Source organism: Paenibacillus sp. VT-400 (genome assembly GCF_001029205.1).
GTDB lineage: Bacteria > Bacillota > Bacilli > Paenibacillales > Paenibacillaceae > Paenibacillus > Paenibacillus amylolyticus.
This window is the reverse complement of sequence record NZ_LELF01000047.1, coordinates 144,595-159,157: the sequence shown is the minus strand read 5'-3', so window position 1 is coordinate 159,157 and position 14,563 is coordinate 144,595. Positions and strand designations below refer to the sequence as shown.

The following is a 14,563-nucleotide window of genomic DNA, read 5'->3' as shown; positions in this document are numbered from 1 at the left end:
GAGTTCGTTAGAAATATATTATTATCTAATTATTAGCAGAATTGAGGGTGCTGTCATTCACCACATGCTCATTCGCAATAAGCAGCCAAACCAAAACCAAAATCAGAACGTTGAAATCAAGTTCCCAATCCCTAAGGTTAAAAAATTGATTTATGTTCCCTGTCTACCAAGCAACTTCTAACTATACTGTAACCATTCAAGATCCAGCTTCTTTTAAATCTAGATGTTAGATGGAACATTCAGTATTGGCGCGCTTTGTCTATCTCTAATCTCACATCTCACTTTCAAAGAACCTGGGCGGTTTAAATCTGCATTATCCAGTCACATCCTATATCCTTTCTCTCACCGATAAATGCACTTCATAGAAGGATTGGCCTCTACAGCCAATCCGGACCAGTCTACCAACACCCATTCCGGAGCTTTCGAGATTTGGCTATATATGCGGAGAGTACTAGCCGTATGGGGAGCGCAGGGGACAGAAAAGACCTGTAGAAACGAAGTGTCCGCCTTTACTACCGGATTTCACCATTCCCGAGCTTTCGAGATTCGGCTATATATGAGGAGAGTGCTAGCGTATGGGGAGCGCAGGGGACAGAAAAGACCTGTAGAAGCGAAGCGGCCGCCTTTATCACCGGATTTCTCCATTGGGAGAAATAATCAGGAAATCCGGGGATAACAGCCGGTCGAAAGGTTTTCTGGCCCCGAAGCGGTGTACGCACTAATTACTCACCCCTCACATATATAGCACTCTCTGAAACCTCCGTGAAAATAATTAGAGTCGCGCGTGTATAAAAGAGTTGCACCCGGTAACACTTGTTACTGAGGTGATTAACATGAATGAACAAAACAAAAAAACAAACCAAGAAGAAACTCCTAAAACAACTCAAGGAGTACCGGCTAGCCAGCCCTCTTCATGGAAAAGAGCAATGTCCAAACGCTGGGTCTTCCCGGCAGCCTACATCGCAGCAGCAGGCATTATACTAACCTTAGTGTGGGTCTATCAGGGTACAGGCGACAAAACGCTAAACTCGGACCCTGCTAGCGGGGTAGTAGAAACAGGCGCATCGGTGGGTACAGAAGGAACAGCAGTAGGCGAAGAAGAAAGTGTGGAAGTTGTTGCAAAGTCGGAGAATTTTGTATGGCCGGTAGCGGTACCGTCCGAAATTTCGGTAGTGAAACCTTTCTATGATAGCGAAGCTTCAACCGAGGAACATGAAGCGGCAATGGTGCAGTACAATGATACATTCATCCCGAACACAGGTGTGGATCTGGCACGTGGGGATAACAAAACGTTTGAAGTAAAAGCAGCGCTTGCTGGTAAAGTTACCCGGGTTGAGCAAAATCCGCTCACAGGTCAAGTTGTGGAAATCACACATAGCGATAACCTGAAGACGGTGTACCAAAGCTTGGCAGACGTCAAAGTGAAACAGGACGACGAAGTGAAACAGGGAGATGCGATTGCATCCGCTGGCGTCAATGAATTGGGTAAAACGCTTGGCAACCACCTTCACTTTGAAGTGTACGAAGACGGACAGCCAGTTAACCCGCAAGGATATCTTCCGGAAAAATAAATGAATTTTACCGCAGCAACATGACGGGCAGAGGGTTAAACCTCTGCTCTTTTTGTGCTTTTCAGAAAATAATGGGACCTTCGAAGCTTGTCACACCTCTAAACCGCGAATATATAGGCATGCTCCTCATATAATGTACCAAACTATCCACACAGTAGGGAGGCGGGAGCGTGCACGATTACATCAAGGAACGGACCATCAAAATTGGTCGCTGCATTGTTGAGACGAGGAATACGGTCCGTACCATAGCCAAAGAATTCGGCGTGTCAAAGAGTACTGTGCATAAGGATCTGACGGAGCGTCTGCCGGAAATCAACCCTGATCTTGCTGACCAGGTGAAACACATTTTGGAGTATCACAAGTCCATCCGCCATTTGCGGGGCGGTGAAGCGACCAAAATTAAATACAAAAAAACGAGTGGCAAGAAACGTGAGGTGTTGGCTTCCGCCAAATCGTAAGCATCTTCACAAAGACGTAGGCCAAAAAGCTCACACATGCATTGAATCCCTCCCCTGAAGTATGATATGTTAAATGCTGGTACAGGATCGAATTATGACATCTTATCAGCCCGATTTTTACATATATATGTTGCACTTTGTCGAACGAGCGGTGACGTGATAAGGGACTCTTTTTCACAGGATACGCTGACCAAATAATATCACTTTGGGGGCTCTTTTATGTTTAGCAAGGATATCGGTATTGATCTTGGCACGGCCAACGTGCTTATTCACGTGAAAGGAAGTGGGGTTGTCCTCGATGAACCTTCCGTCGTGACCATTGAAAGAGATACGAAGCGTGTCCTTGCTGTTGGGGAAGAAGCGCGTCGTATGGTGGGGCGTACTCCAGGTAACATTGTTGCCATTAGACCGCTGCGTGACGGCGTTATTGCGGACTTCGAGATTACAGAAGCGATGCTCAGACATTTCATTAATCGTGTGGGTGCAAGAAGCTGGTACAGCCACCCTCGGATTTTGATTTGTGCACCAACGAACATTACTTCCGTGGAGCAGAAGGCCATCCGTGAGGCGGCAGAACGCAGCGGTGCCAAAGAAGTGTTTCTGGAAGAAGAGCCGAAAGCGGCAGCGATCGGTGCGGGAATGGATATTTTTCAGCCGAGCGGCAATATGGTCGTGGATATCGGCGGCGGTACGACTGACGTTGCAGTCCTTTCTATGGGCGACGTGGTCACCGCCTCTTCTATTAAAGTCGCAGGGGACAAGTTCGACGAAGCCATTATCAAGTTTATCAAAGCCAAGTACAAGCTCATGATCGGTGAACGGACCGCTGAAGACATCAAAATTGCGATTGGTACCGTACATCCGGGTGGACATCAAACAGAGATGGACATTCGCGGACGCGATATGGTATCCGGCCTTCCCGTTACCGTAACGATATCGGGAAATGAAGTACAGGAAGCGCTTTGGGATTCCGTACAATCCATCATCGTGGCAGCCAAATCGGTATTGGAACGTACACCGCCTGAATTGTCAGCGGACATTATCGACCGTGGTGTTGTATTGACTGGCGGAGGTGCATTGCTGAACGGACTGGACGAGCTTTTGTCCAATGAATTGCATGTACCGGTATGGGTTGCGGAAGATCCAATGCACTGTGTCGTGAAGGGGACAGGCATAATGCTTAATAATTTGGATCAGGTGGTTAAGAAAAAGTTCTAATCTGCCGATATAAATAGCAAAGGTTCGCCATGCTCGGAAAGCAGAACGGACAAGCAGCCAACCTGTGATGCAGGTCAAGCGCTTGAGGAGAGGGGTTAATTCATGTTAAGAGGTCTGTACACCGCTACTGCGGGAATGATTACGCAACAACGCCGCCATGACACAGCAACACAGAATATCGTAAATATGAACACCACGGGATACAAACAGGTGAACAGCGTAAGCCGTTCCTTCCCGGAAATGCTCATTACTTTGGTAGGCGGAGATGCAAATCTTCCAACAAAGCGGCTGGGCAAGCTGAACACGGGGGTGTTCGCGGAAGAAAGTTTGTCCATGAATTTGCAGGGGACTATTATGGAGACTGGGCAGAAAAATGATTTTTCCATTTCATCCAATATGACTGTCAATGATCCGCAGACTGGACAACCTGTCCCGTTTGACGCATCAGGCAAATTTGTACGGGCCGACGGCACGGTGACTTACCAGCCTCAGGCGTATTTTACAGTTCAGGATGCAGAAGGTAACACCGGATATACACGCGATGGTCACTTCGAGATCACTGGAACGGGACAATTGCTGAGTTCAACAGGTTCACAAGTGTTGGATAATAATGGACAACCTGTAGTGTTGACAGGTTCTGTGGAGCAATTTAAAGTGGATGAGCAAGGCCGTTTGGTGAATGCAGCAACGGGTGCACCAACAGGGGTTACTCTTGGCATTAGTGTCATTGACCAGCCGAATCAAATGGTTCGTCAAGGTAATGGCAATTTCAGTCTCAGCGATGCAAACGGGGCAACGTCCCGGATGATGGCTGCAGGAGATAATGTGCAGATCCGTCAGGGTTACCTGGAAGGTTCGAATGTCGATGCCTCACAGGCAACGGTTGATATGAACGCCGCATTCCGGGCGTATGAAGCAAACCAGAAGGTCGTACAATTCTACGACCGCAGTCTGGATAAAGCCGTCAATGAAGTCGGGCGTGTATAACGCCGACGTTTAAATATAACCGCGCAGCGGAGAGCCAAACGCCCTTTGCGTAGCAAAGCAGAGAGGCTCACGCGAAGCGCAAGAGCCTAGACGCAGCCGAGCCTATGCGAGGAATGCGTGGCAGTACCTGAGCGAAGCGATGGTCTCGACAGTCCTTTGCGGAGCAAAGCAGGGAAGAGACCCCGCGGAGCGCAAGAGCCTAGACGCAGCCGAGCCTATGCGAGGAATGCGTGGCAGTACCTGAGCGAAGCGACGGTCTCGACAGTCCTTTGCGGAGCAAAGCAAGGAGAGACCCCGCGGAGCACAAGAGCCTAGACGCAACCGAGCCTATGCGAGGAATGCGTGGCAATACTTGAGCGCAGCGACGGTCTCGACAGCCCTTTGCGGAGCAAAGCAGGGAAGAGACCCCGCGGAGCTACACGCCGCATAAAGAGCGTGCCGTGCTATGATTCAGCCATGTGAAACTATGGCGGGAATCATAGCACGGCAGGCGCGGCGCACACACACCACCGTCACTTAGCAAGATCGTACCCCACTTACCTAATCCGCCTGTTTCGGGAGTCCAGAGGGCAGCGCCATCTGGGGCCCTCCCTACTAGGGAGGGTTTGGGAGGGTGGACAGGACACAAGGGAGGGTATACCACCAATGAATAATTCCATGATTAGTGCCAAGGTGTCCATGACTGCGATACAGCAGCGTCTGGATGTCATTTCCGATAATATTGCCAACGTGAATACGGCAGGCTATAAGAGCAAGCAAGCGGCCTTCGAGGATGTGCTGACCCGGGTTCAACAACAACCGGACAAGTACAAACTGGATGGACGTTCCACACCGATGGGATATAACCTCGGTTTTGGTGCTCGTTTGGCAGATGTAACGAAGGATATGTCTCAAGGCCCCTTGAACGAGACTGGCCTTCCGACCGATCTGGCCATTGAAGGAAATGCGATGTTTGCAGTTGAAGCGAATGGGGAGAAAATGTGGACACGTCAGGGTGCATTTCATTTTGTACCTGATACAAGACCTAAGCCTACTCCGAATTCACCTGATATGATGGTGATGGTCAATGGCGAAGGCCACTTTGCCCTGGATCGTCAAGGCAATCGTATTACGGCACCGAATAATAGCAAAGTTGCTTTTGATGAAAATGGCAACCTGTTAATCCGACGCGGTAATGCGGCAAATGCAACCATTGGAGCACAGCTGCAAGTGGTAGACATTGAACGCCCTGAGGGGCTCGTACAGTATGCGGATAACCTGTTTGGACTGGATGCGGGATTAACCGAGGATGATGTATTTGGCGCTGATGCAGCTACACGTCAAGCAGCTGCATTGATTCGTCCAGGATTTCTGGAGCAATCCAATGTGGATCTGACACAGGAGATGTCTTTGCTTATGCAAGGACAGCGGACATATCAGCTGGCGGCAAAGGCGCTAACTTCAAGTGATTCCATGTTGGGTCTTGCCAACAATATGAGAGCGTAAAAGGTGAGTGTGATGACAGAAACACAGCAGCAGAACAGTAAGCCGGAGAAAAAGGAAGTCAAGAAGAAGAGTGGATGGCGCATCGCAAGATGGTTCCTGGTTCCGGTCCTGCTTGTTCTTGCCCTCGCTGGCGGAATGGTAGCTGGATATGTGGTACTGGGCAAACAGGATATCGGTTCCGTATGGCAATGGAGTACATGGGAACATGTATATAATCTGGTATTCGCTCCATAATGTAACGAGTTAAGCGAAAACTCCTGCGCAGGCAGGAGTTTTCTTTTTGACGTTGAAAACAGTATAATGATGGATGACGTTTGACGTCACAAAAGAGGCCTCCCCTGCGAAAGACATTCGTCATCGCGAAGAGAGACCCCTTATCTTAACCTTCACTACTGCAGTCATGAAGGATATAACTAGTGTTAACCGAAAATATGCTTTCCATACAAAATTTAAAATTAAAAACCTTTTATATGAGCTTCGACTTGATCATAATCAGGTTTTCCATGTCCGCACTAAAGTCAGTGAAGGGAACGGAATCGTTCGAAAGAAGCGAAGCGCTCGCCTTTGTTTCCTAATGTTATCCATCTGAAAAATAGTTCAGAAACATTAGGAAACAACAGCGATCGAAAGAACGATCCGTAACCGTAACGGTCACCTATGCGCACATGAAAAATCATGATGAAGAACGCTCATATAAACATCCTGAGAGGAGATTACACTGTGCTCGATATCAAACAGATTCAAGAAATCATCCCGCACCGCCCCCCGTTTCTGCTGGTGGACAAGATTCTAGAGATTGAGGATGGCAAACGTGCCGTTGGTTTGAAAAACGTAACCATTAACGAACCTTTCTTCATTGGTCATTTCCCAGAGTATCCAGTAATGCCGGGTGTACTGATTACAGAAGCACTAGCTCAAGTTGGTGCGGTAGCCATTCTGAATTTGGAAGGCAACAAAGGAAAAATCGGATTTTTGGCGGGACTGGACAACTTCCGATTCCGTGGACAAGTTGTGCCCGGAGATACGTTGATTCTGGAAGTGGAGATTACACGTCTGAAGGGTTCTATTGGTAAAGGTAAAGCAACTGCCCGAGTGAACGACAAAGTGGTCGCTGAAGGCGAGATTATGTTTGCACTGTCTGACCCAAGCTGATTACATATGTGAGCATTGACATCATGCAGGAACGTAGACGGACCGAATGATGCAAGATGCTGAAGTAACTCAGCACACCTGAATTTATATAGACGGAAGGGGTTTATCGGAATGGAACAGTTAAGCACAGCAGCAGCAGAGACGTTGCAGCAATGGTTGGAGGATGCTTCGATTGATGAAGCAACGAAACAGGAGCTTCGTGACTTGCAGGATCAGCCGAAAGAGCTGGAGGAACGTTTTTACAGAAACCTGGAGTTTGGTACAGGTGGATTGCGTGGAGTCATTGGTGCAGGAAGCAACCGGATGAACCGTTACACCGTAGGTCGGGCAACGCAAGGATTTGCGCGTTATTTGCTTGAGCAGCATGGTGATCAAGAAGGTAAACCTTCTGTTGTCATTGCTCATGATTCCCGTCATTTCTCACCTGAATTCACACTGGATGCTGCGCTTGTACTGGCTGGAAACGGCATTGTAGCCAAGCTGTTCCCATCCCTGCGTTCAACTCCTGAGTTGTCATTCGCAGTGCGTCATCAGAAGGCAACTGGAGGGATCGTTGTAACAGCGAGCCATAACCCACCGGAATATAACGGATATAAGGTCTACAATCATGAGGGTGGTCAATTGGTACCGGATGAAGCGGAGAAAGTCATTCAGTACATTCAGGAAGTGCCTTCCCTTGCTGACGTGAAAAAGCTGACGCAAGAAGAAGCAGAAGCTCAAGGACTCCTGATCTGGTTGGGTGAAGACCAAGACCAAGCGTTTGTGGATACCGTAGCGAGCCGCAGTCTGAGCCGTGAACTGATCCAATCCGGCATAGGCCGTGATTTCAAAATCGTTTACACACCGCTACACGGAACAGGTAACATTCCTGTACGTCGCGTGCTGGAGCAGATCGGATTCGAGCAAGTGCACATTGTAGCTGAACAGGAACAGCCGGATGCTGAGTTCTCTACCGTGAAATCCCCTAACCCGGAAGAACGCGAAGCGTTTACGCTTGCAATGAAGCTGGGAGAATCCGTAGGCGCTGACATTCTGATCGGAACAGATCCGGATGCAGACCGTATGGGTGCTGTCGTGAAAGACAATGATGGCAAATATTTCGTCTTGTCCGGTAACCAGTCTGGTGCCATTATGGTACATTACCTGCTCAGTCGCCTGCAAGAGACAGGTACACTGCCAAGCAATGGTGCGGTTGTCAAAACAATCGTAACAAGTGAGATGGGTGCTGTTATTGCTGAACATTACGGTGCAGAAGTGATGAACACACTGACGGGCTTCAAATATATTGGTGAAAAAATGAACCAGTTCGAAGCAACAGGCAGTCATACATTCTTGTTCGGATATGAAGAGAGTTATGGCTACCTTTCCGGTAACTATGCCCGTGACAAGGATGCTGTCCTTGCCTCGATGCTGATTGCTGAAGCAGCTGCGTATTATAAGAGTCAAGGCAAAACGCTGTATGATGTCTTGCAAGAGCTGTACAACCAATTCGGATATTTCTTGGAGAAGCTGGAGTCCCGTACGCTGAAAGGCAAAGACGGCGTGGCTCAGATTCAAGCCAAAATGACGGACTGGCGTTCCAATCCGCCACAAGAAGTAGCGGGAATTGCTGTACAAGATGTACTGGACTACTCCCTTGGTCTGGACGGTCTTCCGAAGGCGGACGTACTGAAGTTCATTTTGGCAGACGGTTCATGGTTCTGCTTGCGCCCTTCAGGAACAGAACCGAAGATCAAAGTATACTTCGCCGTGCGTGGAGAAAATTTGGAAGATGCGGAAAGCTGGATCGAGCGTCTGGTGACTACAGTGATGTCGCGTGTAGACGCACAATAATACGAATGCAACAATGAGCAAGAACATGAGAAGGCCTCTCCGCACCGTAAGGTTGGTTGGCGGAGGGGTTTTTCTTTGAAATAAAAGTGTAGATGGTTCTAGCATATAAGAGGGCTTGTTGACACAAGCTGTTTGTAACCTATTGTATAAATGTTAAATGAACGAATTACTTGAGCTGAACGTGCATTTGGTTCCAACACTTGAGGAGGTACATGTAGTGCGTCAAAAATGGCTTTATTGGAATAACGCTTCTCGGAAGTGGTTGTGGCTCGTCGTTATCATCGGTCTGGTTGCGTCCATCCCTGTAATCAGTGATCGGGTGCAGACAGAATCTTCTGCCAAAAAGGTGGAACTTGTTTTCAACTATCGAGGACTGCTGGATATCTCAGCGTATCAGGCACATCCCCAAGATTTCATGAATGAACAATTGACTCGTCTAAAAGACGCAGGCGTAACAACGATGGCTGTGTTCGAAAGTACATTGGACGAGCTGAGAAAGACACGCCGACTAATGGTATATAACGGACAGGATCTCGCGAACCTGACCAAAGATGTGATCCCTTCTAATGCAAATTACACGTATGTGTTATTTACATCGGAGGAAAACGCACAGACGTATACCCCTATTATTGAACAAACGTTCGCTGATCGGCAGATTCCGGTAGTACCTTGGGAATATGAAGGTCGTAGCGGCTTAATATTGCAGACTCCTCCGGAGAATGCCAACATGCAGCCTTTGCAGCCCGATCCGGTTGCCGTGAAGATGCTGCGTGATAAAGGTTTCTACATTTTGCCGCGGATCTCGGACAGTGTGCCATACAGCCAGGAATCGATGGAGCGCTTGCTTACCTTCTTCGAAGAGAATGGCGTAAAGCGCATCTTGTTTGATGGTGATGCTGTGAAAGGGTACAATGATAATGAAGAGATGAAAAGTCTCGACCAATTCGCACAGTTGCTGAACAAGCACAATATTGGTCTTGCAGCCATCGAGAACTTGAAGAAACCACAGTCTGGTTTCCAGACTCTTGCATATAAAACGGATTACAACGTTACGCGTCTGTACTCGCTTAGTGATGGAGATGCCAATCTGGACGTAGACACGATTGCTGACCGTTTTGTTCTCGCAACCAAGGATCGCAACATTCGTATGCTCTATATGAATGCATCGCCAAGCCGGAATACAGCAAAGGCCATGATTACAGATCCAATTGAGAATCTCATCAACAGCCTGGGTGAGCCGGGTCATGCCGTAGAACGGATGGCGAAGCATGGATTCGAGCTAGGACAAGCTGAGGCATTTACAGTTAAGGATTCTTCGATTCAGCGTTATGCCAAGCTGGTTGCTCTTGTTGGTGCAATTGCCATGATTGCACTTATGGTTTCTTATTTTATTCCACTACTGACCTTGATCGCATTTGTGGTTGCTTTGGTGGGCAGTGCAGGATTGTTCCTTTTGAAACCAACGCTGCTGGAGCAAGGAATTGCCTTGCTTGTGGCCATAGCGGCGCCGACCATAGCGATGGTGCTGGCCGTTCGTACAGTGAACTATCAGCAGCAGCGTCAACCCGACGCATCTGCGGGTCGTCGTTTGAAACAGACATTAGTTTTATATGTAAGAACGTCAATTCTGTCGTTCCTGGCGGTACCTTTTGTCATCGCATTGCTTAACAGTATTACGTACAGTCTGGTCATTAACCAGTTCCGCGGCGTGAGTCTGTTGCACTTTGCACCTATGGCACTGGTAGCGATCTATATTGTGTTTTATCGTGGCTCGGGTTCATTCTCTATTAAGAAAATTAAAGAAATGCTTCGTATGCCAATTAATGTGTTAATGGTTGTTTTGGCGCTTGTTGCTGCCGTTGTTGGGTACTATTACTTGAGCCGTACAGGCAACTCGGGTTCAGTAACACCATTAGAGATGTTCCTTCGTACCACGTTGGAAGATACGTTCGGTGTACGTCCGAGATTCAAAGAATTTATGCTGGGACACCCGCTGTTTATCGTTGGCGTGTTCGCCGCTTTAAAATATCGTAAAGTCATCTTTGTGCTCATTATTGCAGCGATTGGACAGTTGTCCATGGTGGATACGTTCGCGCATATCCATACGCCGGCTGTATTGTCACTCATTCGTGGAGTGATGGGATTGGGACTTGGCTTAATCTTCGGTATCATTGCTGTGGGTGTGTGGCAAGTAGCGGAAGGATGTTGGAAAAAATGGTCACCACTTCTCAAAAGTTAGTCATCTCGGGGTATTACGGATTCCGCAATAGCGGAGACGAAGCGGTGCTAAAGTCGATTTTGACAGCGCTGGAAGAGGAAAGCCAAAGGTCGAACATAACCATTGAACCGATTGTTCTCTCGGGTGATCCCGAGTCAACAACCGCCATGTACGGTGTGCGATCCGTGCATCGTATGAAATTGAAGGAAGTCCGTGAAGCACTCAAGGAGAGCGACGGGTTAATCAGTGGCGGAGGAAGTCTATTGCAGGATGCAACTGGACTGAAATCCATTCCTTATTATCTGGGTGTAATCAAGCTGGCCCAGTGGCTGAAAAAACCAACGTTTATCTATGCACAGGGGATTGGCCCTGTGAATCGTAAAATTTTCAATCCGATGATCAAATCGGTTTTTAAGGCCTGCACCTATGTATCCGTACGGGATGAACAATCTGCAGACTACCTGCGTGGGCTGGGGTTACAGTGGAATCAGATCCATGTTGTACCCGACCCTGTAATGGGTTTGCCATTACCTGAAACAAAAGTTGAGAGGGGCGCAGGTGCTGTCTCAGCAAATGCTGCTACTCAAGCTAATCGAGTGGAACCTTCAACTGGAGGACATACCAAGCTTCCTGTGATCGGCGTATCGGTACGTTTCTGGGAGTCAGACCGGAAGGAACTTACGGCTATTGCCGCAGGATTGAAAAAGCTGTGCTCCAAAAGAGCGGTGCACTTGCGTTTTCTGCCATTTCATCTGCCAGTTGATGAACAGGCATCACGATTCCTTATGGAAATGCTAGGTGATGTGACCAGCAAGGGCAGCGAGATTAGCATCACAGAAGATCTGACCGACCCTCAGCTTATGCTGGAGGAAGTCAGCAAGTGTGATCTCGTCATCGGTATGCGTCTGCACAGTCTGATCTATGCAGCTTCGCAATATGTGCCTCCGGTGGGTATCTCGTATGATCCGAAAATTGATCAATTCCTGCTTCGTCTGGATAGTGAACCAGCAGGCAATACGCATACACTCGATGGCGACAAACTCGCTAAGACTGTAGTTGGACTGCTGGATCAACGTTCACAGTGGTTGAAGGAACATGAAGAAGGTATCACCCAACTGAAGCAGGAAGCCAGAGTGCCTGCACAGCAGATCATTAACTATTTAGGCCGCAAAGGATGAGATAAAGATGAGTCAGACCGGATCAATACCTACCGTTTCAATCTACGGCATTCCTTTTTCCAAACTGACGATGAAAGAAACGGTAAAGGTTCTCCAGGAAGCTGTGCTATCCAAGCAGACACCACATCAGGTCATTACAGCCAATCCCATTATGGTTATGGCCGCATTGGAAAATCCCGCAATTATGGAAGTCATGCAAGCTGCGGAATTGATTGTTCCTGATGGAACGGGTGTCGTATGGGCATCAAACTATTGTGGAGATCCTGTAGCTGAGCGAGTGCCGGGTTTTGAGCTTTTACATGAATTGCTGCGTGTTGGAGAAAACTATCGATGGGGCGTATATCTGCTTGGTTCTACCCCTGAGGTGATTCAAGAAACGGCAGTTCGGTTACAACAGCAATATCCGGCGATTCGAATTGTGGGTTATCGCGACGGTTATTTTGGTCCGGCTGAGGATGAACAGGTCGTCGCTTCCATTCGAGAAGCAGCACCTGATCTGTTGTTTGTAGCACGTGGGGCCGACACCCAAGAACCGTGGATTCACCAGCACAAAGATGCACTACAGGTTCCCGTAACCATGGGCGTTGGCGGCAGCTTTGATGTGATTTCGGGCAAAACCAAACGTGCGCCTATGCTGTTCCAAAAGTTAAGACTGGAGTGGTTCTATCGCTTATTGCGTGAACCAAGCCGGGCTGGACGGATGCTTGCGCTTCCGAAATTCGCTGTTAAGGTGATGCGTGACAAAGAAAACGTGACGAAAGTCCGTTAAAAACAGGTAATTGCGAGATAAATGCGTGTTTTTGCTAGAAATTGAGGATGGCTTTTCGGGTGTGATGAGCGTATAATTCATTCCGGATTACATGTGCGCCATTCCATGAAAAACGGAAGTTGTTGCATACGGCCACTTCGATGTCAGAATAACCTTTTGATCGCTGTTATCTCTGGATTTCTTTTATCCACCTTTGCAAGGTTGAAATCCCGCGATAGCATATGCTTACGGTGTAGCTTTCTTTCAGAAAGCTTGTAGGCGAACGCTTCGCTTCTACAGGTTATTTCTGCCCTCTCCGTTCTGGTGCAAATTGCATTTTTCATCAAAAGTGACTAACAAATAATTTTATATATAAAAAGAGATCAGGGGATTTATAATTTCGTACAGGTATTATAATTGGGGGTCGAATGTTCAAATGGTAGCGATCTTTATCATTGGATTTATCGTGTCAATGGGACTGGCTCTTGCCCTGACACCACTTGTCAAAAAGTTCGCAGTCCGCATTGGCGCAATGGATACGCCGAATGCACGTAAAGTACACACACGGATCATGCCACGTCTTGGTGGTCTGGGGATATTCCTGGCCTTTATTATTACAGTTGCTGCATTGCTTCCGTTTGTATCGGCATGGTTCACGACTCGTGATATGAGTTTTGTCAGCGCGTTTCTGATTGGTGGAACAATTATCGTACTGATCGGAGCACTCGATGATCGGTTTGAACTATCGGCCAAAGTGAAGTTGCTTGGTCAGATCGTTGCTGCTTCTGTCGTTGTATTTGGATTTAATATCCGGGTAGATTTCGTTAACATTCCGTTTCAGGATTCCTACTCTTCACTCGAAGCTTGGGTATCCATTCCGCTGACGATCTTCTGGATCGTTGGTGTAACCAATGCGATTAACCTGATTGATGGTCTGGATGGTCTGGCAGCCGGTGTATCTGGTATTGCAATTGGTACCATTGCCGTGATGTCCTTCCTGATGGGTAACATGATGATTGCCTTGATGTGCCTTGTGTTGCTGGGTAGTATTATCGGATTCCTGTTCTTTAACTTCCACCCGGCCAAGATCTTCATGGGGGATACCGGATCACTATTCCTTGGTTTCTCTCTGGCAATGCTATCTATGCTGGGATTCAAACAAATTGCTATCGTGTCCTTTATTACACCGCTGATCATTATCGGTGTGCCGCTCTCGGATACCTTCTTCGCAATTATCCGTCGTGCGGTACAACGGAAACCGATTTTCGCACCGGATAAAGGTCACCTGCATCATTGCTTGCGTGAACTTGGATTCAGTCACCGTCAGACGGTACTGATCATTTATGGAATTGCCGCATTCTTCGGAGTTCTGGCGATTATCCAATCTTCCGCTGCCATGTTCGAAGCGAACTGGGTAACGTTTGTGGTCATCTGTATCATGATGTTCTTCCTCCAGGTGGGAGCAGAAGTCATCGGGCTTGTTAGCAAGACGAGAAGACCGGTTATTAACTTCCTGATGCGCATGCGCGTCAAGCTGAATCCGGAGACTCGTTCGAAATCATAAATAGATAAATGTAATGGTTACAGCTATTCTTGAATATTATTCCAGACCCAACCTTATCCCTTGTGGATAAGGTTTTTTGTTTATTTTGAGATTTTTACTAAATAATTGGAACCTTTTGCCGATATATAAAGGTAACTGACTTAAAAAGAGG

At 47.7% G+C, this 14,563-nt stretch carries 12 protein-coding genes; all 12 read left to right on the top strand.

The genetic code is table 11. The features are described 5' to 3' along the window. Positions 1-833: 833 nt before the first annotated feature. The 12 genes from EL84_RS03180 to EL84_RS03120 all read left to right on the top strand — a co-directional run bounded on the left by EL84_RS03180 (position 834) and on the right by EL84_RS03120 (position 14,412). The gene (locus EL84_RS03180; protein WP_047840697.1) at positions 834-1,571 is read left to right on the top strand and encodes a M23 family metallopeptidase; all 738 of its coding nucleotides are present in this window, start codon (positions 834-836) and stop codon (positions 1,569-1,571) included. Positions 1,572-1,741: 170 nt separating this feature from the next. Beyond that, a complete protein-coding gene (gene spoIIID / locus EL84_RS03175) occupies positions 1,742-2,029 on the top strand; it encodes a sporulation transcriptional regulator SpoIIID (protein WP_024632710.1) in 288 nt (95 codons plus the stop codon). A gap of 219 nt (positions 2,030-2,248) precedes the next feature. Beyond that, complete coding sequence (locus EL84_RS03170) at positions 2,249-3,247, top strand: rod shape-determining protein (protein ID WP_036612542.1); 999 nt, start codon at positions 2,249-2,251, stop codon at positions 3,245-3,247. Between the two features lie 102 nt (positions 3,248-3,349). Then, positions 3,350-4,234 (top strand): flagellar hook-basal body protein, encoded by an 885-nt coding sequence (locus EL84_RS03165; protein ID WP_047840696.1) that lies wholly within the window; start codon positions 3,350-3,352, stop codon positions 4,232-4,234. 645 nt (positions 4,235-4,879) lie between these two features. Beyond that, positions 4,880-5,719 carry a flagellar hook-basal body protein gene (locus EL84_RS03160; RefSeq protein WP_047840695.1) on the top strand — a complete coding sequence of 280 codons (840 nt, stop codon included), beginning with the start codon at positions 4,880-4,882 and terminating at the stop codon, positions 5,717-5,719. 12 nt (positions 5,720-5,731) lie between these two features. Next, positions 5,732-5,953 (top strand): DNA-directed RNA polymerase subunit beta, encoded by a 222-nt coding sequence (locus EL84_RS03155; protein WP_047840694.1) that lies wholly within the window; start codon positions 5,732-5,734, stop codon positions 5,951-5,953. Positions 5,954-6,439: 486 nt separating this feature from the next. Continuing rightward, on the top strand, positions 6,440-6,871 hold the full coding sequence (gene fabZ / locus EL84_RS03145) for a 3-hydroxyacyl-ACP dehydratase FabZ (RefSeq protein ID WP_036613058.1): 432 nt from the start codon (positions 6,440-6,442) through the stop codon (positions 6,869-6,871). 111 nt (positions 6,872-6,982) lie between these two features. Further along, positions 6,983-8,704, top strand: a complete 1,722-nt coding sequence (locus EL84_RS03140; RefSeq protein WP_047840692.1) for a phospho-sugar mutase — start codon at positions 6,983-6,985, stop codon at positions 8,702-8,704. Positions 8,705-8,921: 217 nt separating this feature from the next. After that, entirely contained in the window at positions 8,922-10,943 is a 2,022-nt protein-coding gene (locus tag EL84_RS03135; RefSeq protein WP_047840691.1) for a DUF5693 family protein, read from the top strand. Further along, positions 10,919-12,100, top strand: a complete 1,182-nt coding sequence (gene csaB, locus EL84_RS03130; protein ID WP_047840690.1) for a polysaccharide pyruvyl transferase CsaB — start codon at positions 10,919-10,921, stop codon at positions 12,098-12,100. The genes EL84_RS03135 and csaB overlap by 25 nt, the downstream gene beginning before the upstream one ends. A gap of 7 nt (positions 12,101-12,107) precedes the next feature. After that, positions 12,108-12,869, top strand: a complete 762-nt coding sequence (locus EL84_RS03125; RefSeq protein ID WP_047840689.1) for a WecB/TagA/CpsF family glycosyltransferase — start codon at positions 12,108-12,110, stop codon at positions 12,867-12,869. 415 nt (positions 12,870-13,284) lie between these two features. Continuing rightward, complete coding sequence (locus EL84_RS03120) at positions 13,285-14,412, top strand: glycosyltransferase family 4 protein (RefSeq protein ID WP_036667762.1); 1,128 nt, start codon at positions 13,285-13,287, stop codon at positions 14,410-14,412. The last annotated feature ends 151 nt before the right edge of the window (positions 14,413-14,563 follow it).

Coding starts and splice junctions, on each gene's coding strand:
- EL84_RS03140 (WP_047840692.1), top strand. CDS start 6,983: ATGGAACAGTTAAGCACAGCAGCAGCAGAGACGTTGCAGCAATGGTTG.
- EL84_RS03125 (WP_047840689.1), top strand. CDS start 12,108: ATGAGTCAGACCGGATCAATACCTACCGTTTCAATCTACGGCATTCCT.
- EL84_RS03120 (WP_036667762.1), top strand. CDS start 13,285: ATGGTAGCGATCTTTATCATTGGATTTATCGTGTCAATGGGACTGGCT.
- csaB (WP_047840690.1), top strand. CDS start 10,919: ATGGTCACCACTTCTCAAAAGTTAGTCATCTCGGGGTATTACGGATTC.
- EL84_RS03160 (WP_047840695.1), top strand. CDS start 4,880: ATGAATAATTCCATGATTAGTGCCAAGGTGTCCATGACTGCGATACAG.
- EL84_RS03155 (WP_047840694.1), top strand. CDS start 5,732: ATGACAGAAACACAGCAGCAGAACAGTAAGCCGGAGAAAAAGGAAGTC.
- EL84_RS03170 (WP_036612542.1), top strand. CDS start 2,249: ATGTTTAGCAAGGATATCGGTATTGATCTTGGCACGGCCAACGTGCTT.
- EL84_RS03165 (WP_047840696.1), top strand. CDS start 3,350: ATGTTAAGAGGTCTGTACACCGCTACTGCGGGAATGATTACGCAACAA.
- EL84_RS03180 (WP_047840697.1), top strand. CDS start 834: ATGAATGAACAAAACAAAAAAACAAACCAAGAAGAAACTCCTAAAACA.